This is a genomic window from Lactobacillus amylolyticus, from assembly GCF_003999355.1.
In the GTDB taxonomy this organism is placed as follows: Bacteria; Bacillota; Bacilli; order Lactobacillales; family Lactobacillaceae; genus Lactobacillus; species Lactobacillus amylolyticus.
Genome location: NZ_CP031835.1, coordinates 802909 through 826281 on the forward strand (window position 1 = coordinate 802909; position 23373 = coordinate 826281).

A 23373-nucleotide genomic window follows, 5' to 3' on the forward strand; every position below is an offset into this window, starting at 1 on the left:
CTTTTCCTCTATTCTTTTTATAAATGAAACAGTGCCAAAAGCACCAATATGATCAGAACGAACACTATCAGAATAGCACGATTCAATCTCTTTTTCAGTCTTAAACTCTTATCTTTTCGCGACAAGCCAGTATCAATTGGTTCAGAATTATTTGCAAATTCTTGACAATCATCAGTAAAGGATCGTCTCTCCGTTTGAGTTCTTTGAAATTCCGGATTGACGTCTACTTTCTCTTCGGTGCTATCTTGATCAGCAAAAGCCGATCTGATATGATGTAAAAGTTTTTTACCTTTTTTTCTTGATTGTTGTCTGCGATAATCAGAACGTTTTTCAGCCATCTTTTTCCTTCGTATCTTGGGCACTAGTTAATAACATATTCTCCCAAAATGTAATGGCATAAACCGTTTTAGCATCAACAATTTTGCCTTCAGACATTAACTTTTTTAAATCATCCAAACTATACCAGTCTGCAGTCAAAAACTCGTCTGCATCAAGCGAACGCTTTTCTTGCAGCTTGGTTAAAGTATCACAATAGAAAAGATACAGCTTTTCATCGGTAAAACCAACAGAAGAATAAAATTCTGCTACTTTTTCCCAATAATCAGCTTCATAGCCGCCTTCTTCATTAAGCTCACGCTTAATTGCATCTAGCGGACTATTATCTGTTTCGTCAATTAAACCAGCCGGAATTTCAAGAGTTAAGGCTTTAATTGGCTCACGCCATTGCTTAACCAGCAGCATCTGCTTTTTATCATTAATTGCAATTGCTGCCGCTGCAGGCTGGTGCTTAACTACTTCTCGCGTTGAAGTTTCTCCGTTTGGGAGCTTAATTGTTCTAACATATAACTCAACAATTCTACCCTTAAAGATGGGTTGAGAAGAAATTTCTGTTTCTTTTAAATCCATTCAAACTTCCACCTATCTTAATTAGTCAGCCAAATATACATTCACGCATTGCAAACCATTTTTGCCTTGTGCTAATTGATATTTCACTCTTTGGCCAACCTCTAATCGTTTATATCCTTCTTCTTTAATAGCAGTATAAAAGACAAAGTAAGACTTATGGTTCTGCTCATCGGTGATAAAACCATAGCTGCTTCCTTCATCAAACTGTTTTACTGTTCCTAAACGCATTATTTTTCAAGTCCCTCTTCGGCAGCTTCTGGGAAATTAGCCTCAACAATTTCAGCACAACGACCACAAAGCATTGGCAATTTTGGATCCTTGCCGATGTCGTTTCTGATCATTCGACAACGTGGACAAACTTCGCCTTCTGCGTGTTCAACAACAATTGCAGCATTATTAAGCTTTTCAGCATTTGCTGGAGCTTCACCATAAACAATTGTTAGCTTAGAAACAATCAAGATTTCTCTGAAGTTTGCCTTCAAATCATCGAGCATTGACTTAGTTTCTTTATCAGGATAGATCGTAACAGCTGCTTCAAATGATTTACCAATCAGTTTATTATTTCTTGCGTCTTCCAATGCCTTCAAAACATCATCACGAAGATTCATGAATTTATGCCAGTTTTCAAGCAATTCTTCACGATTTTCGTAAGTTACAACTTCTGGCATGTTAGCAAGTTGGACATAGTTTTCTTTTTCTTTCAAAAAGCTCCATACTTCTTCCATCGTGTGTGGCAAGATTGGTGTCAAAATTTTAGCTAATTTAACTGCTGCATCGTAAATTACAGTTTGCATTGAACGACGTGCATGACTGTCTTTAGCTTCAATATAAAGAACATCCTTAGCAAAGTCTAAGTAGAATGATGAAAGATCATTTGAAATAAAGTTAAAGACCTTCTTGAAGACAGTTGAGAAGTCATATTTATCGTAAGCAGCAAGACAGTCTCTAATCAAATCATTGAGCTTTACTTCCATGTATTGGTCGACAGAACGCAAATCTTCATAAGCAATCCGATTTTCTTCCGGATCAAAATCGCTTGTGTTGGCCAACATGTAACGGAAGGTATTTCTAATCTTACGGTAGCTTTCTGCAGATTGACTCAAAATATCATAAGATACGGCAACGTCAGAAGAAGTATCTGCTTGAGCTACCCAGAGACGAATAATTTCGGCACCCATCTTCTTGATAACGTCATTTGGTGAAATAACATTGCCAAGTGATTTAGACATCTTGTGGCCCTTGTCATCCAACACAAAGCCTTGTGATAAAACTTGTTTGTAAGGTGCCAAGCCAGTGGTAGCAACTGAAGTAATTAAACTAGAGTTGAACCAGCCACGGTATTGGTCAGAGCCTTCAAGATAGAGATCAGCTGGGAAATGAAGCCCATCGCGTTTTCTCATGACACCAGCCCATGATGTCCCAGAGTCAAACCAAACATCCAAGATATCTTTTTCTTTAGTATATTCGCCATTTGGTGAATGTTCTGAAGTAAAGCCTTCTGGAAGCAATTCTTTAGCAGTGTGCTTGTACCAAGCAATTGTTCCTTCTTTTTCAACTATCTTAGCTACATGTTCAATAGTTTCAGGAGCAACAATTGGAGTGCCATCTTCTGCGTAGAAAATTGGAAGTGGAACACCCCAAGCACGTTGACGGGAAATTACCCAGTCGCCACGATCTTTAATCATGTTGTAAAGACGAGTTTTACCCCATGAAGGAATGAAGCTGGCCTTGTCAATTTGATCAAGAATTTGTTTTCTGAATGGTTCAATTGAAGCAAACCATTGCGTAGTAGCCCTGAAAATAACTGGTTTCTTAGTACGCCAATCATGTGGGTATGAGTGGGTAAAGACTTTGAGCTTAAGCAAAGCTCCACAGTCCTTAAGCTTTTGCACCATTAACTTATCGACATCCTGATAAAACATGCCGGCTAATTCAGGTACTTCATCAGTATATTTTCCTTGTGCATCAACTGGACTAAAAATTGGCAAGTGGTACTTTTGACCAACATTAAAGTCATCTTCACCAAAGCCAGGTGCAGTATGAACCAAACCAGTACCATCATCCAAAGTTACATGGAAGCCTTCAATAACCAAGCTTTCTTTATCGTAAAGAGGATGCTTAGCAGTCATGTATTCCATGTCTGCACCCTTGATAGTCTTGATTACTTTATAATCTTTCCAACCAATTTGTTCAGCAACGCTATCAAGCAAGCCTGCAGCTACAACGTAGTTCTTGTCGCCAACGTTTACTACTACGTAATCAAACTTAGGGTTTACACAAATTGCTTCATTAGCTGGAATAGTCCAAGGAGTAGTAGTCCAGATTACAAAATAGGCATTTTCTGGATCGATAATTCCTTTGCCATCTTTAACTGGGAAGGCAACGAAAATTGAATTTGCTTTAACGTCTTTATATTCAACTTCGGCCTCTGCTAAAGTTGATTCACTTGACCATGACCAGTAAACAGGCTTCTTACCCTTATAGATGTAGCCCTTCTTATACATTTCGCCAAAAATCCTGATTTCTTCAGCTTCGAATTCAGGTTGTAAAGTAATGTAAGGATGATCCCAGTCAGCCATTACACCTAAGCGCTTGAAGTCGGTCATTTGCTTTTTAATTTGCTTTTCAGCGTATTCACGACAAAGTTCACGATACTTTGCACGATCCATTGTCTTACGATCTACGCCCTTTTTAGCAAGTTGTTGTTCAACAGGAAGGCCGTGAGTATCCCATCCAGGAACATAAGGTGCGTAATAGCCATCCATGTTCTTGTAACGAACAATGATATCCTTGGAAATCTTGTTTAAGGCATGGCCCATATGAATGTTGCCGTTAGCAAATGGAGGGCCATCATGCAAGTCAAAACGAGGCTTGCCTTCGTTTAACTTTAATCTTTGTTCATATAATTTATTTTCTTCCCATTGTTTTTGCCATTGAGCTTCACGGACAGGAAGATTGCCGCGCATCTTAAATTTAGTTTTGCCTAAATTCAAAGTATCCTTGATTCTCATTCAAAATTCCTTTCTAGCAAAAAAGCCTCGTCCCTAATTTAGGACGAGGTTAACCGTGGTACCACCTAATTTGAGCCAAAAGCTCCACTTATCGTTGCGTATCATGCAACTAAACGCTTAGACCCAATCGGCAGCTGATCAACTTTTAGGCTCTTTTGTTAGCCTTCCACCATCGCTAACTCGCTGAATTGCCCTTAAGTTTTACTGTCAGTCTAATTAATTCTTTCGATCTTTATAGTCGTCGGGAAAGATAATTGTAGGACCAGAGTTTAATCTGGTTCTTCTCTGTGGTTTAACATCAATTGTCTCTTCACTTGGACTATCGCCCACAATTGGTTTTGTATCGTCATTAGTAGGCTTATGAGAAGATTCTAAAGCATCTTCAGCAGATTTGTCAACTTTCTTTGACTCATCATTAGCAGTTGGAATAGGTTCAGAACCATCCTCTGGGTAATAACGATCAGTATCAAAATATTTGTCTAAAGCCTTTTGCCATTGATCATCATTTAAAATAGTAATCTGCTTTTTGAGCATCTCTTGTAATTGTGCTCTAAAAGAACCTACTTCTTCTTTAAGACGATCGTAATCTTCAGCTAGAGTATCTTTCTGTTGCTGCTCAAATTTAGTATCTGTAGCAATTTGATTTTTGGCATCGTTAATAATACTGTCTGCTTTTTCTTGAGCTTCTTTTTTAATTCGCGTAGCTGATTCTTGTGCTGAAACCAATACCTCGTTTACTTCTTGTTCACGTTGACGATATTGTTGCAATTCATTCTTAAGATTTTCATTTTCATCTTCAAATTGATCCAGTTTCTTGTTGAGATCAACTTCTTTATTCTTAAGATCAACCACTTGATCAAGAGCGTCACCATAATCGTCAACAATCTCATCTAAGAATTTGTCGACTTCATAACGATCATACCCATTTCTGCCCCGACGTTTGAACTCTTTGTTATGAATATCCATCGGAGTAATTTGACTTACCTTTTTTTCTTCGTTTGCCAAAGCTTCAACACCACCCTAAATTTTCCTTTTCTTGTAGAAGCAATGCTCGTAATTTGTAACCGACCAAAATGGCGCAAACTGATCACATCATTTTCTTTAATCATTATATTAGAATTTACAATATCATGCCAATTTAATTTGACTGTTCCGTCTTCAATTTGCGTTTTTAATTGCGTTCTGCTTTGCTTACTGATGCCAGCCAAAATTGCATCTAATCTTAATGAAGAAACAATTTCAACCTTTTCAATTGAATCATCTTCAGGAACAAGTACTTCTTTAAAAGAAATTGGCTGCAATTTTACCTTGCTTTTACCAATTCTAACGATTTGCTCTTCAAAATAGCTTTGCAATTCCTTTTTTGCAAAAAATTGCCATTTGCCATGTCCATCTGTAATAATATCGCCAAAAGTATCAGTTTTAATCCCAGAATTAGCTAATGTTCCTAAAATTGAGCTATGTGTCAACTTATAAAATTTGGTTGGATATTGTATTTCAAAAGCTTGGACTTGAAAGTCAGTTGTTCTAAAATTTTCCCACTCTTCACTTAGATAAACTCTTCTTTTCTCAGAATTTAGATAACCGCCAAAATCTTGCAAAAAAGCCTCATTACCAACAATTATTTTTAATATTTCCCGTTGTCCGGGATCTAAGAAATCTGTTAATAAGCTTTCATGCTTAAATACTAAGTTATTAAAAAGACCAACAAGTTTATCAACTGTTGGTCTTTCATCTAATTGAAAATGTGGGTAAAAACTACTCGCTTGTCTTTTTTCCATTAACCCACCATTAAATAAATCTGTATGCAATATTTTGGATTAATCCTTGAATCAAATAAAGAATGAAAATACCAATTACAGGCGAAATATCAATTCCTGTACTAAAAGCTAATTTAGCAACTGGTCCTCTTCTAAACAGATTCAGATATGGATTCACAATTCTATTAAGCAATCTGCCAACAAATGAATTGGCTAAAAAAGGAAGCCAGCTCATAATTGCATCAATTACCAAAATAATGCTATAAATCCAAATAATATAGGATATTCCAATAAAAATGTAGTAACCAATCATTAACTAGTCCAAATTATCTTTCTTATCAACTAATTCACTGATCTTGCCATCAGTAACGAATTTTGGAGGTGTAGCTAAGAAGATCTTGTCGCCAATTCTTTGAATTTTACCATTTAGAGCATAAACAGTACCGGTAATAAAATCAACGATTCTTCTAGCTGAGCTATCTTCCATTCTGCTAAAGTTAATTACAACAGCCTTATTTTGCAATAAGTTTTGTGCAACATCTTTAGCATCAGAATATACACGAGGTTCATATAAAACGATTTGACTCTTGCTTGAATTCATTCCAGATTTAATAGAAACCACATTATCGCGGTTAACTGTATTCAGTGGAATTTGAGTATCATCGTTTTCTTGATCTTGAGTATATTCTTCTTCATCCACTACATTATCATCATCGTCGGAAATTCCGAAGAATCTACCTAATTTATCAAAAGCCATCTTTCTTTCCCCCTATTAGTTTTCACCGCGGTGCTTGAAAAATGGGATGTCATTATTATCATCGTCATCATCTTGTGCACTGGTTTCAATTTGTGAAATACTATTTTGATCTTCGCTGCTGAAATAGTCAAAGCTGTCATCTTGACTAGCGTTTGTGTTAGTTGGTGTAGTTCTTCTAGTAGTTTGGTCATCGTTATTTAAGCCCCAAACACTAGTTGGATCAACCATACTCTCGTGTTTAGCAGTCGTATTATTGGTACTTTGATTTACTGTTGGTTGAACAGTTTGACCAATCGTTGGCTTAGTAGCTTGAGCTTCTTCAGTCTTCTTAGGTTGAGACTTGATTTGGTGGCTTCTGCCTGGCAATTGTTTTGAAGCAGCTTCTTCTGTAGCCGAATCAATTCCTGTAGCAATAACTGTGACAACTACTTCGTCACCCAAGTTAGGATTAATTGAAGTACCAAAGATAATGTTAACATCGTCACCAGCTGCCTTAGAAACAATTTCAGATGCATCTTGAGCTTCAAATAATGTCAAATCTGGTCCACCAGTAATGTTAAGCAACACTTGTTTAGCACCATCGATTGAGACTTCAAGCAATGGTGATGAAATAGCCAATTTAGTAGCTTCAACAGTTCTGTTTTCACCACTAGCACGACCAATACCCATCAAGGCAGCACCCTGGTTTTCCATAACTGTCTTAACATCAGCAAAGTCCAAGTTAACGTAGTCTGTAGAAGTAATCAAGTCTGAAATACCTTGAACACCTTGCTTTAAGACATTGTCTGCTTCTTTAAAGGCATCCATCATTGGAGTCTTCTTATCAACCATTTCAAGTAAGCGGTTGTTGGCAATAATAACTAAAGTATCAACATATTGCTTTAATTGAGTGATACCTTCAGCGGCATTTCTGGAACGCTTCGGGCCTTCAAAACTAAATGGTCTAGTAACAACACCAACAGTTAAAGCACCAGTTTCTCTTGCAATCTTAGCAACAACTGGAGCAGCCCCGGTACCAGTACCACCACCCATTCCGGCAGTGATAAAGATCATATCTGCACCTTTTAAGGCATCTTCAATCGTTTGCTCACTTTCTTCAGCGGCTTTTTGACCAACCTCAGGATGTGAACCAGCACCTAAACCTCTTGTCAATTTAGGCCCTAATTGAATTTTTTCCTCTGCTTTATTACTATTAAGTGCTTGTACATCTGTATTAGCTGCAATAAATGAAACACCTTGAACACCATCATCAATCATTCGGTTAACAGCATTACCACCGGCGCCACCAACACCGATTACTTTAATGACAGCATTTTTATTGTCGTCTGAATCGAATGTAAAATCCATCTAATTAACCACCTTTAGCCAAAGAACTTTTTGAAGAAGTCTTTTATTCTTCCTGTTCTGTTTTTATTTTCTTTTTTCTCAGAAGAATGATCTCTTCTTGGCATTTTATCTTTATTATAAGCTTCTTTTGCTTCAGTTTCACTATAAGTAACCGTTCTTTTCAAATTATTACTCTCTTTTTCTGAAGAACGACTTGGTTCAGCACTGACCGGTCCACCATAAATAGCGGTATTTACCAAAAAGTCAATATCAGACATTTTATAAACATAATTTACAATGCCGTATGCAGCAGTATAAATTGGACTTCTCATTCCCATTTGTTCTGGTTGATAGATCCGCGTCTTGATATTTAAGGTATTAGCAACCAAACTATCAATGCCTTGAAGCAAACTGCCTCCACCGGTGATAATTATGCCGCCTGGCAATTTAAGAGCATTGGTTTTGACTAATCCTTTACCAATTCTCTTAATAATTTGCATTAACCGAGCATTAATAATTTCGCTTAAGTAAACCTCATCTACCATTTGTTGTCCATTCGAACCAACACTATTAACGGCAAACTTGTCATTCTTTGAAGCTAAACTTGGTTCAGCAAAGCCATAATCTAATTTGATTTGCTCTGCATCTTTCTTGGAGGTACTTAATACAACGGAAATATCATTGCTGATGTCGCTACCACCTTCAAGATCAGTCTTAGCGTATTTGATTTGACCTTCATGAATACTTGTTGCAGTGGAAGTACCGCCACCTAAGTCAAGGATAATAGAGCCAAAGGTTCTTTCACCTTCATCTAAGGCAACGCTAGCTATAGCTAATGGAGTTGGAACGAAGAAATTGTTCTTATAGCCTGCTCTTTCAATTGCCTTTCTAATATTGTGCAATGAACCCGATGGTGCAGTTAAAATAATGCCACGAACAGCCAAGCTGTGTGCAATCATCTTACGTGGGTCGTCAACATCCGTTTTACCATCAATCATAAATCTGCTTGGCAAGAAAGCAATTGGATCGTAGCCGTCTTTAACGGCTGACTTAATTGCAGATTGCAAAACACGTTTAACATCTTCATTGCCAACTTCTTGACCGTTATCGCTGACAGTTGTAATTCCGGTAGCTGTCTCTAATTGCAATAAGCCTACAGGTATGCCAGTTACTACTCGATAAATATTAGAATTGGTCTTCTCTGCCACTTCTTTAAGCGTTTGACTGATTGCAGCTGCGGTTTGATCAATATCAACTATTTTACCGTGCCGCATCCCTGTGTTTGGTGTTGCTACTGCACCAATTACTTTACCGTCATCGGCAATAACTGCTTTTATACTGGTGGTACCAATATCTAAGCCGACCAAAAGATTTGAATAATCCAAAATTAAGCCCCCATTAATAATTGCATTGCAAAAATTTTAACATAAAAGTGGATTCAATACAGCTATGATATGCCATAAGCCTTCATTTCACTCTTTGTTAAAGGTCTACTAAAAGCACCGACTTCAAGATCAATTAAACTGTTTTTGCCAGCTTTCTTCTTGATCGCATTATAATATTTGATTTTTTGCTTAAAGGTAGAGATATCGCCGATAACGACATTGCCATCTTTCATCACTAGAATAATCTGTGATTTTCTAATGGCACTCCCACTCAGCAGCTTGACTTGATTACGAAAAGAAGCAGGTAAACTGTTAAAGAGCTCCAAATCATCTGTCAAAGATGTCTTCTTGCTATAGCCAATAAAAAGCGGTTTGCTCTGATCAATTTTTGACCAGGCAAGAGCATTGCTGCAAATCTTTCCATTAGATAAAAGCTTGCGATAGCCATCTTTAACTTTGATATAAGCTATTGTCGGGTATTCTTTAACATTTAATACTAACCGATTAATATGACTTATTTCAACACTGACATGCTGAATTTCTGGATATTTCTTTTTCAAATTGCTATTCAATTTTTTAGAATTGAGCCGATAATCGATTAATTTATCTGAGGCTTTTATCCCTGAACTGGACACAACTTTCTTCGAGGATAAGTCATCAGCTCCTACCACTTGAACATTATTAACATTAGCTAGTGGAGAAACATAATAGCCTAAGATGAGGACAGCTATAAGTGAAGTACCAACAATGATACCTAAGTTTTTAAAAAGCGATTTCCGACGATAACTTTTTAGTTTAGATAATGAGGCAGAAACCTTGCTCTTTTTTTTATGATTGCGATTTTGATTTTCTTGGTGATTAAGATATGGTGATAATTCTTTTCGTGGATCTATCTTTGTCACTCTTTTTTTAGGCATCTGCCTCACCTTCTTTCTAACGAGAAATCTCTTTCATTACTTTAATAACTTGATCTGAAGCATCAGGAACACCTAAAGCCTTTGAAGCCTCAGACATCTTCTTAGCATATTTTTCATCGAGTAAAATATGATCGACAGAAGAAACGAAATTATTAGGGTTCAAATCATCTTCTGGCAATACTAAAGCAGCACCTGCTTTTTCAAGATCCAAAGCATTCTTCATTTGGTGATTATGAGTAACATTTGGACTTGGAATTAAAATTGCAGGAACACCTAGGGCAGTAAACTCAGCAATACTAGTAGCTCCGGATCTGGCAACTACACAGGTTATCTCTGGCAAAAGTGCTGGCATATCTTTAATATATGGCAAAATTTTAATGTTGCTGCCAATGTCGATCCCATCTATTTTCTTTTGAACTGCATCGAAATAATAAGTACCAGTTGCCCAAATTACTTGATATGGTTTTTTCTTCAATTCCATCAGTGATTTCAACATGATGCGGTTAATTGCAAGAGCACCACGTGAACCACCAAAGACTAAAACAGTTGGAATATTTGCACTTAAATTCCATTTTTCGACTAAATCAATTTTTTTATTATTAAGACCTAAAACTTGTTGAGAACGAGGGTTGCCTGTTTTAACCAATTTCTTCTTTTCAGAAAATTGTTTAGCAGCGTCATCGAAAGTGTAGCAGATTTTATCTACATAGTGACCTAAAAACTTATTTGCTAAACCAACAACAGAGTTAGATTCATGGATCATCGTTGGAATATGCATTTTGGCTGCTTCATAAACAAGAGCACCTGAAACGTAGCCACCGGTTCCTAAAACAACATCAGGCTTAAAATCATCTAAAATTTCTTTAGCACGTTTGGTTGCTTTGAAAAACAATTCGATTGTTTCAAAATTCTTCAAAGGATGCTTACGGTTAAATCCTTGAATTTTTATTGTTTTAAAGTTAACACCCGCTGCTGGAACAATCTTTGATTCCAATCCCTTTTGTGTTCCGACAAAAAGAATTTCATCATTAGTACAAATTCCGCGTTCTTTCAAACGTTCGATAATTGCCATAATTGGATAAATGTGACCGCCAGTACCGCCACCAGTAAAAATAACTCTCATTTTATTTAGTCTTTAATTCCTTTACAAAACTTACGAAATAGTCTCCACGTTCTTCGAATGTTCTAAATTGGTCCCATGATGCACATGCTGGTGAGAACAATAAAACATCACCAGGTTCGGTTAATTCATATGCCTTTGGTACTGCCTCTTGTAAAGTATTTTCGATTACAATATCTTTAATGCCAGCTTTTCTTGCTGCATCAGCCAACAAATACTTGGTTTCACCATACAAGACAATGGCCTTAACATGCTCTTTAAAAAGCGGAACCAATGAATCAAAAGTAAAGCCACGATCAAGTCCACCTGCAATCAAAACCTCTGGCTGCTTAAATGATGGAATAGCCACAGTGGCTGCTTCAATATTGGTTGATTTTGAATCATTATAAATTTTTCTGCCATCCAAAGTCATGACATATTGCAGACGGTGCTTAGCACCAGCAAAAGTGCTTAAAACAGCTTGAATATCATCATTTTCGGCACCCATTAATTTGGAAATAGCAATGGCAACTAAACAGTTTTGTTGGTTATGAATACCTGGCAATTTAATGTCATCGATCTTCATAATCTTTTCGCTTTGACTTTCAAGGTATTCATCACCAATAAAGTAGTCCGCTGAATTATCTTTTTCAGAGAAGGTTTGAATTTTTGCTTTAGTAGTTTCTTTTTCCTTCTTCAAAATATCTTTTTGATCAAAGTTTGCAATGAAATAATCTGCTGAATTTTGGAAACGAGTAACATTCAATTTAGCATTTACATAATTTTCGAAAGTCTTGTGATAATCCAAGTGAACATTATGATAAATATCTATAATTGCTGCCACTTTAGGATCGATATCAGTGACACCCAATAATTGGAAACTTGAAATTTCAACCACCAAGATGTCATCCTTTGTGGCTTTAGGAACTACCTCAGAAATTGGGACACCAATGTTGCCAACAGCATATGCATGATGCCCAGACTTTTGCAAATGATGATCCAAAATTCTTTGCGTCAGCATAACTGTAGTAGTTTTACCATTTGAACCAGTTACGCAAACATAAGGTGCTTCACTGCAGCTTAAAGCAATCTCAGGTTCTGTGATAATGGGAACTTTCTTTTCTTCAGCTTTTTGCACCATTGGATTTTCATAAGGAATTCCTGGGTTTTTAACCATGTAGTCAAAATGCTCTTGATCGAATAATTCAACGGGATGATGTCCGCCAATTACTCTTACGCCTAACTTTTTGAGTTCTTGTGCTTTATCATTTTTGTCCAGATCAGCCTTATCATTTAAAGTCAACTTGGCGCCTAATTGAAGAAGCACTTTGCTAACTGCAAAGCCACTTTTTCCTAAACCTAAAACTAGAATATTTTTACCTTTATATGTATCGATCTGTTTCATTTATTGTTTTATCCCCAAATACATAAGTAAATAATACTGCCAATCAAACCTATGATCCAAAAGACAATATCGACTTTCCATTCTGACCAGCCTAACATTTCAAAGTGGTGGTGGATTGGCGTCATCTTAAAAATTCTCTTCCCTGTAGTTTGGAAAGAAATAACCTGCAGAATTACACTTGCAGTTTCACAAACAAAGACAATACCAACTAAAAGCAAGGACCATGGTCGGTTAAGAAAGATACTTACAGCTGCTAAACCACCACCAAGGGCCAATGAACCAGCATCTCCCATAAAGATTTTAGCAGGTTTATGGTTGAAGATGAAGAATGCAATTAAACCACCAATTACACTCATACAAAAGATTAAGATAGCTGAATTGTGTTGCTTAAAGGCAAGATAAGCATACGTACCATAAGCTACGATTGATAAACCTGTTGCTAAACCATCCAATCCATCTGAAAGGTTAACAGCATTTGAGAAGCCAACCAACCAGAAAATGATAAAAATAGTGAACAATACAGCACTCTTAACAATGCCAGCAAATGGAATGTATAAGCCAAAGCTGAAATTGTCACTAGCAGCAATTAAAACAATTGCAATTGCAGTCACAATTTGCAAAGCTAATTTTTGCCATGCACGTAAGCCAAGATTACGCTTGTAATAAAGTTTAATACCATCATCCAGGAAGCCGATAATACCGTACCCCAATAATGAAATAATCAAAATCCAAACTGTTTTATTAATTTGATGTTGCCAAGCCGAAACCCAAATAGTGGAAATAACTGCGGCAATTACAAAAATCGTACCTCCCATTGTTGGAGTGCCGGATTTCTTTTTGTGCCATTTAGGTCCTTCATCACGAACTTCTTGTCCTTCATGATGAGAATGCATAAACATAATTAACCATGGCAAGAAAATAGCCGTTAATACCAGTGAACTCACTAGTGCAATAAAGCTTATTACCATCTTATTACTCCTTTAAATTAATACTAATCTTTTGCCCTGTTTTTATCTTGGTACCAACTTTTAGACTCTGTTTATTAACGGTACCTGAGCCTTTAATCGTTAATTTAACTCCAGTCAAGTTTGCAAACTGATTCAGCTCTTCTAGGCTCCAACCATTCATGTTTGGACATTTAGCTGTACCATCACCTAGAAGAAGGATAGTTGAACCGGAAGATACTTTTTGTCCTTTTTTGACACCCTGTTTAACAATTTTGTAGCCACTAGAAATCTTTAAAACGTTTAATCCAGCAGCAGTTGCCTTTTTCTTGGCTTTAGCATAAGACATCTGCGTTAAGCTAGGTGTTTTAACTACTGAAGAACTAGAAGCCAAACTTTCACTCTTAGACATAATGACAACCCGACGCATAACTGGCTTGAAAATTGATGCAAGAATCTTTTCAGCAGATACTGTCATCTTTCTTGGTTGCTTTAATGTCAAATAAACGCAATAACGTGGATTCTTAGTTGGCGTAACACCGACTACTGAGAAGATATAGTTGCTGTCACCAGTTAAATAGCCGCCACCATTTGGTTTAGCAATTTGCGCCGTACCGGTTTTTACTCCCAAACTAATACCTGACATCTTGTATGCATAACCGGTACCAATTTGTTTGTTTAAAACTCGCTTCATATTCTTAATCAACAATTTACGAGTAGCTTTGCTATAAACAGGTTTTCCAACTTTTTTAACTTGGTAGGATTTAATCGTTTTGCCATTTGCATCAGTAATCTTATCAACAAATTGTGGTTTAACCATTTGACCATTATTGCCCAAACTACTGAATGCTTGCATCATTTGCATGACATTGACATTAACACCCTGACCAAAACTCGTTACGGCTTGGTCGGTAACTCCTTTAAAGGAAATCAGTCCTGCTTGTTCGCCTGGCAATGTTACGTCCGTCTTTTTACCAATTCTAAAACGATTCAAATATTTGCGCCAAGTTTTGGCACCCATTGCCTGCTCAATATGAACGAAGCCAACGTTACTTGAACGTGGGAATGCTTGAGACAAAGGAATACTTCCCCAACCAGAAGTGAGCCAGTCATGGATTGTCGAGCCACCAACATTTACAGATCCTGAATTGTAGTACTGGTTAGGGTGATAATTGCCACTATTAATAGCCGCAGCCAAAGTCAAGATTTTGAAGACCGAACCAGGTTCATAGGTATCTTGAACCAAGATATCTCGATATGATTTAGTTAATCCTTTTTTGGTTTGCGGATTAAAAGTCGGTCTTTGAGAAGCGGCCATTACTTTCCCAGTTTTCATGTCTTCAACGACTGCCGTCATACTTACTGGATCATAAGCTTTTTGAACTTCACTAAGTTTTTCTTCCAATAGACTCTGAAGTTGCGAATCAAGCGTCAAATATAAATTGTTTCCGTTTTTTGCAGCTTTAAAGGTCTGAGTTGAATTAGGCGTTTGATTCTCTGAAGCATAAAATGAAGAGATTTTATAACCGTCTGTTCCAGTCAAAGTTTTATTGAACCACGCTTCTAGTCCCATTGTTCCGACAATTGTCTGCGAATTAGTCTTCTTGTTGTATTCTGGTTGAGCTAAACCAACAACGTGCGATGCAAAAACACCATTCGGGTAAAGCCGTGAAGGAGTTTCGATAAACTTAATTCCTGGCAATTTCATCGCTTCAATTTTTTCTTTTTGATCTTTAGTTAAGCCGCTACCGGCAGAACCAAATTGAACTTGAAAGGCTTTAGACTTGGGTGAAAGATACTGTAGAATCTTCTTTTCCGAAATCGGCAAAACCTTTGCCAATTGCTTCGCTGTTTTTTGTTTGTTAACAACGTATTCTGGTTTATTTTTATAATTAATCGAAGACTTGTCCAATATCGCGTAAATTGTATAAAGATGCGAGTCCTCTGCAATTACCAAACCATTGCGATCATAAATCGTGCCTCGATTAGCTTTAAGCACTTGATTGCGCATATAAAGCTGTTTTGTCCGAGTCGACAAATTTTGACCTTGGACTGTTTTTGAAATACCGATATATAAAAATCTTCCCACAAACACAAGAAAAACCAAAGCCACGACTAGTTGGAGAATTCTCCCCATCGTAAAGCGGTAGCCGTGGGCTTTGGATTTTTGTAGTTTTAAACTATTATTTTTCTTTTTCATTAGCGAACTGTCCTAATGTTTTTTTCAATTAACGTTAGACCTTTACTGCGAGCAATCTTCTTCAAGCGCGAAATGGAAGTCAATTCACCAATCTCTTGATTGAGACTAGTGATATTGTTTTGTTTATTGGTAATGGATTGTTCAACACCTGAGAGCTTTTGCTGCGCTGAGGTCGCAGAAATACTTGAAGAAACTAGGAAAACCATCATTCCTAAGGTAATGGCGCTTCCCAATACAACTAAAGTTCTTTCTAGACCAGTCCAACGCACTTGATGTGGATTCGGAGCAATCCGCCTAACTTTAACAGATTTTGGTTCTCTGTTTGGTTCAAATTCAATTCTTCTTGCAGAACTATCAGCCATAAACATTTCCTCTTTATATCTTCTCTGCAACCCGTAGTTTTGCACTGTGTGAGCGGTTGTTGTTTTCCAATTCCAAAGCAGAAGCAGTAATAGGTTTGCGATTCACCAAACGAAGTGTTGGTTTCATTCCATCTGGAATCATCGGCATCCCTCTGGGTACTTCTACTTCAGAGTATTTCTTAAATATTTTTTTAACGATTTTGTCTTCATCAGACTGGAACGTTATTACGCTGATCCGCCCTTTCGGACGTAAAAGCTTAACTGCTTCCTCAAGAGAAGTTTGCAAGACTTCTAATTCATGGTTAACCGCCACTCTTAGAGCCTGAAAACTTTTCTTTGCTGGATGCCCGCCAGTCCTTCGTGCATAAGCAGGAATTGCTTCTTTGATGATATCTACCAGTTCGAAGGTAGTTTCAATTGGCTTTTCTCTGCGTTTTTCAACGATTCGATGAGCAATTTGACGTGAAAATTTTTCATCGCCATATTTGTACAAAATATTTGCCAAATCTCGTTGACTGCTTTGATTTACTAATTGATATGCATCAAGCTCTTTGCTTTGATCCATTCTCATATCTAATCTTGCATTATATCGATACGAAAAACCCCGCTCAGCTTGATCAAATTGTGGTGAAGATACACCTAGGTCATAATAAATGCCATCAATGCCATCTGGATAGCCCAGCTTTACTAGGTCCTGCTCCAAATGACTAAAGTTGTCATGTACGAGTTGTAACCTAGGATTACTATCCTCTTGTAATAAATCAGTAAAGTTCAACTTTGCTGCCTTTATTGCATATTCATCTTGATCAAAACCAATTAGTGTCCCCGTATTCAACTTGCTTAGCAGATATTTCGCATGTCCACCACCGCCGAAAGTTGCATCGACGTAAAGACCACCGTCTTTTGGTTTTAAACTATCTATAGTTTCGTGTAAGAGTACACTGGTGTGTTTGAATTTCATATTATAGTCCAATGTCGTCCAAATCTTCTGCGATGTCATCATAGTTTTCATTAGCAGACTGTGAAAAGTCTTCCCAACGTTCCTTAGACCAAATTTCGATTCGGTTAGAAACACCTACGATAACACATTCTTTTTCAAGCCCGGCGTGTTGTTTTAATGTCTTGGTCAGATTAACACGACCTTGCTTGTCAAATTCGCTTTCCATCGCACCAGAATAAAATAAACGCATAAAATTACGTACATTTCTCTTAGTCAACGGAAGTTGCGCTAATTTGGCTTCAATTTCATGCCATACATCTAATGTATAGCCGAAAATGCAGCCTTCCATTCCTCTGGTAAATACCATTTTGTCACCAATTTGATTACGCAGTTTCGCTGGTATAATCAAGCGACCTTTACTGTCCAAATTATGATGGTATTCACCCATGAACATGGTCTAGCCCCCTCCCACAGAATAATTTACCACAATTCACCACTTCCTACCACACAATGACCTAAAAAGGTCAAATTTTTAAATATTTTTATTTTGATTTAGCTTTTTTGAATAAATAAAAAAAACCTTGAAGCTTGATACTTCAAGGTTAATGATCATTCTAATCTAAATGTGGGGATTTTAAGCCATCATCATGCAAATTAAGCCCAAATACCACATCACTGAGCAAAGACTTAAGTAGCCCCATAATTTATGGATAGTCTTGCCTAAAGCAATATTTTTCTCCTTTACTGCAGCTCCAATTGTTAAGACAATTGCCAACAAAAAGAAAAGCAAAAAGCCATACGGCAAAAATGATGGTCTGTTTTGTAAATTAGTAATTAAATTGCAACTTGGGATAAAGAAAAAAGGTAAAACATCGTATCCTTTAAATTGAGCTTTTGGGAAAATCTTCGTAACTAACCCGGCCGCTAAAATTCCTATTACTGGTATCAAAATTATCAAAAGCATTATTTTTCCTCCATCTTTTCTATTCTACCTTTTTACTTCATTGAAAAAAACTGGTAAGAAGAATAAAATGTAACAAATAGGAGGTTTAGTTCATGGCACGTAGAAAGAAAAAGAAGTCCTTTTTTCAAAAGTTAACTATTGTAATGGCACTCTTAATGGCCTTTATTACGCTAGCCGCAATTATCGCGCAAGCTTTAGCTTCTCTTGGAGCTTTTTAAAAACAAAACAAAAAAGACGTAGGAAATAATTTCCTGCGTCTTTTTCTTATTGCCGATAAGCATTCAAATCAACCATAAATGGGTAGTTAGTTGCTAAATTTCCCCAAATCCAGTAAGTCAAAACGAAAAAGATGATAGACCAACCTAGATTTAGCAATAAGCTCATTAACATCATATGAACTGAAACTGTAATTATGCCAACAAGACTTAAAACAACCCAACTATAAAGATCAAGCAAGGTTAAACCCAATAAGACAACCAAAAGACGTGACCAAAATACCTCTGGCAAAAAACGTGCAACTCTTTGGCAAGCCCAACAAGCAAGTGGCAAGAAAACTGTATAAATACCAATAATTCCTAATGTAGAAATATCAGCCACAATGCCTGCTCCAAGAGCTAACCAGATTTCCTTGCTATTGACATCATCAAACAGTCCAATCAGCATAATTCCAATCGGCATGATCCAGCAACTAGCACCGTATGTATTCCAAGTCATAAACTGATGTAAGTATAGTGAGATGCTGCCATCTAAAGTTAAGGCCACAAATAAAGCAATGGCTAATACCCACTCACGAAAAATGCGCATTACTTTGCCACCTTTCTGACAATAATTGAAACAACAGATGGATCATTGATTTCTCCAGCTGGTTTAATATTAATCATGTTTGACAGGCCAAAGGAGTCTCTCGTAGTTGCCTCAACTGTTCCAATTAATAATCCTTTAGGTGAATTGCCACCCATACCGCTGGTATATACTTTTGTACCCTTTTTCAGCTTGTTGCTATCAACTACTTGGGTAAAGGCTAAACCGCCATTGGTATTAACGGTAATAAGTCCGTGGACAGTCTTGCCATTGGTAGCAGTAGCTTGTACGGCAAAACGGTTGGCAGACTTATCCGTTGTTGTAATCAGTTCGATTTTTGATGAAGCTGCACTAACCTCAATTACACGGCCAATGACTCCTCCACCACACATGACGGCTTGATTCTTAGCAATACCGCTTGATGATCCTTTATTAATCACTAACAGATCAGACCAAGTATCAGGAGAGCGAGAAATAACAGATGCATTGATTAAACTGTATCCAGTTAACGTATCCTTCAATTTTAAGGCTGCTTTTAACTGCTTATTCTCTGCAGCTAAAGCTTGGTTTCTTGCCTTAGTTTGTCCTAAATCAGTGACTTTGCTCTTTAAATAATCGTTCTCCTGTTGAGTATTTAGAAGACTATTTACATTATTTAAACCACCAGAAATTAAACCTAACGGAACATCGACAATCCTCGAACCAACTGCGACAATATCATTACCGAAGCTTTGAATAAATAAAGGACTATTTCTCTTATTTCTTAAGCTCACGCTTCCGCCTAAAACGGCAATAATAACAATGACAATGATAAATGCAGATAATAACTTTTTGTTTTGTAGAAATTTCTTCATACAGAAATGATCCTATAGAAAAACCGGCTTCAGCCGGATTTTTTAACTTTTATTTACGACTTCTACGCATTACTTCAATATTCTTAAGTGATTCACCAGTACCGATGGCTACACAGTCAAGTGGATCTTGAGCAATAAATACTGGAACTTTGGTAGCTTCTGAAATAACTTCTGGCAAGTTCTTTAACAAAGCACCACCACCAGTTAACACAATACCATGATCGATAACATCAGCTGCAATTTCAGGAGATGTTTGTTCAAGAGTTTCCTTAATTGCAACAATAATGTCTTGAACAACGTCTTGAATTGCTTTAGCAACATCAACTGCTTCAATATCAATTGATTTTGGCAAACCAGTTACTAAATCACGTCCACGAATATTCATTGATTCAATTTCTTCTGCTTTCTTTACGGAAGCTGAACCAATTTGAATCTTAATATCTTCTGCAGTTCTTTCACCAATCAATAAATTGAATTTTGAGTGGATAAAGTTAATGATTGCACTATTAAATTTATCACCAGCTTGACGAATTGAAGTTGATGAAACAATACCACCTAAAGAAATAGTAGCAACATCAGTAGTACCACCACCAATGTCAACAACCATTGAACCAGTTGGATCCATAACTGGAAGACCGGCACCAATAGCGGCAGCAAATGGCTCTTCAATTACGAAAGCTTCACGGGCACCAGCAACACGGGCTGCATCAATAACAGCACGCTTTTCAACTTCAGTGACGCCTGATGGAACACAAATCATTACTGAAGGCTTTGACTTGCCAACAGTTTTTTCCATGAAGTATTTAAGCATAGCAGCAGTTGTATCGTAATCGGCAATTACCCCATCCTTCATTGGACGAATTGCACGAATAGTACCTGGGGTTCTACCAATCATTTCCTTGGCTTCTGAACCAATTGCAATAACTTCACCAGTTTGCGTATTTTTAGCAACAACGGAAGGCTCTCTTAAAACAATCCCTTTGCCTTCCATATAAACTAAAGTATTTGCGGTACCTAAATCAATACCAATATTTTTTGAACCTAATCCAAACACGAAAATCTCTCCTTAATACTTGCGGTCTCTGAATCTTGAATAATTATAGCATAAAGTTTACTTAAAGCTGATTTTCGTTCAAATTTTAAAGAATTTAAAACAATTCATTCTCTTTCATGCTTAAGTAATGGCCTTTGCCCAAAATAAAATGATCTAAAAAATTAATTTTCATCAAACCCGCTATTTTAATAAGATCATCCGTCAATTTAAGATCACTTTGTGAAGGCATCAGCTTTCCGCTCGGATGATTGTGAGCAACTATGATACTAGCACAATTAAACAGAACAGCCCACCTAAAAACATCACGCGGATGAACTAAAGAACGATCTAAAGTTCCCTGCGAAATTTTCTTTTCCGCGACAATATGATTGCCGTTATCAATATATAAAACCCAAAACTCTTCCTGCTTATGACCAACTAGTTTATTGGCTAAATAATTTCCAACTTCTCGACTAGAAGTGAAAACTGTATTCCTTTTTGGCTCAGACAGACGCAAACGATCTGCTACTTCTTCAATAGCAACCGCAATCTCCTGATCGCAAGCAGGACCTGAAATATAATTAAACAAATCAGAGAAAGAATACAGTTTTAGCTGCAAAATTTTTTCTTCTAGCTCCGGTAAAGTTTGATATCCTGCATCTTCCAATTGATGAAAAAGGTGAAGCAAGAGTTCTTGATCCGTATTTACAATATAATGATTTGGTTTTGTTTTTTCCATAGAAACCCCCTCATTATTAAATACGGGAAAATCATCTAATTTTTTCTAAAAATTCAAAAAAGTTTTTGCAAATCATCGTGGCATTTGCACGGTCTTTTGCCGAAGGTGCCTTTAAATCGGGAATCATAACCACTTTGATGTCCGCATTTTTAGCAGCTTGCACACCAGTTGATGAATCTTCAAAAACAAGCAAATTTTCTTTAGGTAAATTAATTCTTTTCGCAGCAGCTAGATAAATATCCGGTGCCGGTTTAGCTTTAATATTACCCTTTTGGACATCCAAATAGCTCAAATGAAAATCAAAATAGTTGCGAATTCCTGTTGCCCATAATGCATGTTCAAGTACATCCTCATAATTGCTTGAGGCAATTGCCATTTTCAGGCCTAAAGCTTGAAAACGATCCAAGGCTGCTTGGACACCCGGCTGCAATTTCAATTTTCCTTCATCAGTCCATTGCCAGACTAACTCATCAGTCCTTTTGATAAAACGATCACGCTCAGCAGTCGTTTTAAAATACTTATGATAAAAATCTTGCATTTCCTGAACAGTCGCACCTGTCAATTTTAGATAGCTGTCTTCGGGAATATCAAGCTTTGCCTCTTTTGCAGCTTGAATATTTGAATCCCAGTATAATTTTTCGGAATTAACCAATAATCCGTCTAAATCAAACAGAATGCCTTTAATTTCATCATTAATCCCTTGCACTTGCATTGATTGGATCCTCCACTTGCAATATTGCACTTACTAAATAAAAAGAACCAGTTACTAACAGAATATCATTTTTAGACAATTTATTTTTTAAATTTTGGTAAGCATGGCAATAATTTGCATCGTAGGCATATTTTTCTCTTACTTCAGCGGGAAAATCGTTAAGTTTTGCTGCTCGAGAATATGGAACAGTAGTTAAAGTAACTTTATCCTGGTCTTCAAACAAATCAAAAACTTGTTTTAGATCCTTATCTTTCATCATTGTTACCAGGCAATAAAGGCGACCATCTTTATTTTTAACTTGATGCAAAAACGACAGCAAATTATTCATCGCTTGGATATTATGAGCACCATCTAAAACTATTTTCGGCGCCTTACTAATGATCTGATACCGTCCTGGAATATTGGTTTGATCAATTGCCTTTTCAATCATCTTTTCTTCCAGCGGGAGATGCAATAAATAAAAAGCGGTAACAGCAATAGCGATGTCATAGCTTTCAACTAATGGTCGCTTGGCAAAAACTATTTGATGATTTTTAAAACAGTACTGAATATTTTTGGTTGTCTCAACTGTATAATCCCGGCCTAACAGATAAACTGAAGACTTTGTTTCGTTGGCTTTTTTTAGCAAAATAGGTAAAACTGTTTGCGGAACATTACCTAAAACTACAGGCTTTTTCGACTTAATAATGCCGCTTTTTTCATGAGCAATGTCTTCAATCGTTGGCCCAATAATTTTTTCATGGTCAAGTCCAATGGTTGTAATTACACTAACTTCAGGACAAATAACATTGGTCTTGTCATGTTGGCCGCCAATTCCCACTTCAATCACGGCATAATCACATCTGTTTAAGTAAAAATATTCAAAAGCAAGTGCTGTTTCATATTCAAAAGTAACTAATGCAAAGTTAGGATCGTCTTTTTGCAAAAGTTCGATTTTGCTCTCGACAATATTGGCAACCTTCACTAAATCCGAATTTGGAATGTCTTGACCATTCAGCTGGATTCGCTCATTAAATTCACGAACATAAGGTGAGACAAAAAGACCAGTCTTTTGACCTGCCTTTTGCAGTAAATTGCTTAGATAGTAAGACGTAGAGCCCTTCCCATTAGTTCCTGTCACATGAATTGTCTTCACCTTGTTTTGCGGATCACCTAAAGATGACAAAATCCGTTTAATAAAAGATAAGTCATTTTTCGGATGAAGATGCGGCAAAGAATAAAGATGTTTAATTACATCATGAGCAGTTAAAAACTTCAC

The 23373-nt window shown here is 36.9% G+C and carries 26 protein-coding genes; 1 reads left to right on the plus strand and 25 read right to left on the minus strand.

The features are described 5' to 3' along the window. Positions 1-17: 17 nt before the first annotated feature. From D0Z64_RS04060 to D0Z64_RS04150, 19 genes are all read right to left on the minus strand, one after another. On the minus strand, positions 18-338 hold the full coding sequence (locus tag D0Z64_RS04060) for a hypothetical protein (protein ID WP_080881464.1): 321 nt from the start codon (positions 336-338) through the stop codon (positions 18-20). Next, positions 331-906 carry an NUDIX hydrolase gene (locus D0Z64_RS04065; protein ID WP_006351425.1) on the minus strand — a complete coding sequence of 192 codons (576 nt, stop codon included), beginning with the start codon at positions 904-906 and terminating at the stop codon, positions 331-333. The genes D0Z64_RS04060 and D0Z64_RS04065 overlap by 8 nt, the downstream gene beginning before the upstream one ends. A gap of 21 nt (positions 907-927) precedes the next feature. Beyond that, positions 928-1134, minus strand: a complete 207-nt coding sequence (locus D0Z64_RS04070; protein ID WP_006351424.1) for a cold-shock protein — start codon at positions 1132-1134, stop codon at positions 928-930. Further along, positions 1134-3917, minus strand: coding sequence for an isoleucine--tRNA ligase (gene ileS, locus D0Z64_RS04075; RefSeq protein ID WP_080881465.1), 2784 nt, complete (start codon positions 3915-3917; stop codon positions 1134-1136). Before ileS ends, D0Z64_RS04070 begins: the two co-directional genes overlap by 1 nt. Before the next feature lie 216 nt (positions 3918-4133). After that, on the minus strand, positions 4134-4883 hold the full coding sequence (locus D0Z64_RS04080) for a DivIVA domain-containing protein (protein ID WP_164742135.1): 750 nt from the start codon (positions 4881-4883) through the stop codon (positions 4134-4136). A 14-nt stretch (positions 4884-4897) separates the two neighbouring features. Beyond that, on the minus strand, positions 4898-5698 hold the full coding sequence (locus D0Z64_RS04085) for a YlmH family RNA-binding protein (RefSeq protein ID WP_040456825.1): 801 nt from the start codon (positions 5696-5698) through the stop codon (positions 4898-4900). Between the two features lie 10 nt (positions 5699-5708). Further along, a complete protein-coding gene (locus D0Z64_RS04090) occupies positions 5709-5990 on the minus strand; it encodes a YggT family protein (protein WP_006351420.1) in 282 nt (93 codons plus the stop codon). A 3-nt stretch (positions 5991-5993) separates the two neighbouring features. Beyond that, positions 5994-6434: a cell division protein SepF gene (locus tag D0Z64_RS04095; protein ID WP_080881467.1), complete on the minus strand. Its 441-nt coding sequence runs from the start codon at positions 6432-6434 to the stop codon at positions 5994-5996. A 15-nt stretch (positions 6435-6449) separates the two neighbouring features. Next, positions 6450-7781, minus strand: coding sequence for a cell division protein FtsZ (ftsZ, locus tag D0Z64_RS04100; protein ID WP_080881468.1), 1332 nt, complete (start codon positions 7779-7781; stop codon positions 6450-6452). 14 nt (positions 7782-7795) lie between these two features. Then, a complete protein-coding gene (ftsA, locus tag D0Z64_RS04105) occupies positions 7796-9145 on the minus strand; it encodes a cell division protein FtsA (RefSeq protein WP_127345658.1) in 1350 nt (449 codons plus the stop codon). A 62-nt stretch (positions 9146-9207) separates the two neighbouring features. Further along, positions 9208-10062 (minus strand): cell division protein FtsQ/DivIB, encoded by an 855-nt coding sequence (locus D0Z64_RS04110; protein ID WP_080881470.1) that lies wholly within the window; start codon positions 10060-10062, stop codon positions 9208-9210. A 16-nt stretch (positions 10063-10078) separates the two neighbouring features. Then, complete coding sequence (gene murG, locus D0Z64_RS04115) at positions 10079-11185, minus strand: undecaprenyldiphospho-muramoylpentapeptide beta-N-acetylglucosaminyltransferase (RefSeq protein WP_080881471.1); 1107 nt, start codon at positions 11183-11185, stop codon at positions 10079-10081. A gap of 1 nt (position 11186) precedes the next feature. Then, on the minus strand, positions 11187-12566 hold the full coding sequence (gene murD / locus D0Z64_RS04120) for a UDP-N-acetylmuramoyl-L-alanine--D-glutamate ligase (protein WP_080881472.1): 1380 nt from the start codon (positions 12564-12566) through the stop codon (positions 11187-11189). An 8-nt stretch (positions 12567-12574) separates the two neighbouring features. Beyond that, a complete protein-coding gene (gene mraY, locus D0Z64_RS04125; RefSeq protein ID WP_006351413.1) occupies positions 12575-13534 on the minus strand; it encodes a phospho-N-acetylmuramoyl-pentapeptide-transferase in 960 nt (319 codons plus the stop codon). Between the two features lie 4 nt (positions 13535-13538). After that, complete coding sequence (locus tag D0Z64_RS04130; protein ID WP_080881473.1) at positions 13539-15710, minus strand: penicillin-binding protein; 2172 nt, start codon at positions 15708-15710, stop codon at positions 13539-13541. After that, positions 15710-16072, minus strand: coding sequence for a cell division protein FtsL (gene ftsL / locus D0Z64_RS04135; RefSeq protein ID WP_040456819.1), 363 nt, complete (start codon positions 16070-16072; stop codon positions 15710-15712). Before ftsL ends, D0Z64_RS04130 begins: the two co-directional genes overlap by 1 nt. A gap of 13 nt (positions 16073-16085) precedes the next feature. Continuing rightward, a complete protein-coding gene (gene rsmH / locus D0Z64_RS04140) occupies positions 16086-17033 on the minus strand; it encodes a 16S rRNA (cytosine(1402)-N(4))-methyltransferase RsmH (RefSeq protein WP_080881894.1) in 948 nt (315 codons plus the stop codon). Position 17034: 1 nt separating this feature from the next. Beyond that, the gene (mraZ, locus tag D0Z64_RS04145; RefSeq protein ID WP_006351409.1) at positions 17035-17466 is read right to left on the minus strand and encodes a division/cell wall cluster transcriptional repressor MraZ; all 432 of its coding nucleotides are present in this window, start codon (positions 17464-17466) and stop codon (positions 17035-17037) included. A gap of 180 nt (positions 17467-17646) precedes the next feature. Further along, positions 17647-17976: a DUF3397 domain-containing protein gene (locus tag D0Z64_RS04150; RefSeq protein WP_006351408.1), complete on the minus strand. Its 330-nt coding sequence runs from the start codon at positions 17974-17976 to the stop codon at positions 17647-17649. 92 nt (positions 17977-18068) lie between these two features. Here D0Z64_RS04150 and D0Z64_RS04155 point away from each other — a divergent pair, with 92 nt between their 5' ends. Continuing rightward, positions 18069-18194 (plus strand): DUF4044 domain-containing protein, encoded by a 126-nt coding sequence (locus D0Z64_RS04155; protein ID WP_006351407.1) that lies wholly within the window; start codon positions 18069-18071, stop codon positions 18192-18194. Positions 18195-18240: 46 nt separating this feature from the next. On the opposite strand, the gene mreD is transcribed toward D0Z64_RS04155, so the two are convergent. The 6 genes from mreD to D0Z64_RS04185 form a co-directional block, all read right to left on the minus strand. After that, positions 18241-18780, minus strand: a complete 540-nt coding sequence (gene mreD / locus D0Z64_RS04160) for a rod shape-determining protein MreD (protein ID WP_006351406.1) — start codon at positions 18778-18780, stop codon at positions 18241-18243. Further along, the gene (gene mreC / locus D0Z64_RS04165) at positions 18780-19631 is read right to left on the minus strand and encodes a rod shape-determining protein MreC (RefSeq protein WP_127345659.1); all 852 of its coding nucleotides are present in this window, start codon (positions 19629-19631) and stop codon (positions 18780-18782) included. Before mreC ends, mreD begins: the two co-directional genes overlap by 1 nt. A gap of 49 nt (positions 19632-19680) precedes the next feature. Further along, positions 19681-20685 (minus strand): rod shape-determining protein, encoded by a 1005-nt coding sequence (locus tag D0Z64_RS04170; RefSeq protein WP_080881475.1) that lies wholly within the window; start codon positions 20683-20685, stop codon positions 19681-19683. A gap of 94 nt (positions 20686-20779) precedes the next feature. Further along, a complete protein-coding gene (locus D0Z64_RS04175; protein WP_006351403.1) occupies positions 20780-21403 on the minus strand; it encodes a JAB domain-containing protein in 624 nt (207 codons plus the stop codon). A gap of 31 nt (positions 21404-21434) precedes the next feature. After that, positions 21435-22115 carry an HAD family hydrolase gene (locus tag D0Z64_RS04180; RefSeq protein ID WP_006351402.1) on the minus strand — a complete coding sequence of 227 codons (681 nt, stop codon included), beginning with the start codon at positions 22113-22115 and terminating at the stop codon, positions 21435-21437. Then, entirely contained in the window at positions 22096-23373 is a 1278-nt protein-coding gene (locus D0Z64_RS04185; RefSeq protein WP_080881476.1) for a bifunctional folylpolyglutamate synthase/dihydrofolate synthase, read from the minus strand. The genes D0Z64_RS04180 and D0Z64_RS04185 overlap by 20 nt, the downstream gene beginning before the upstream one ends.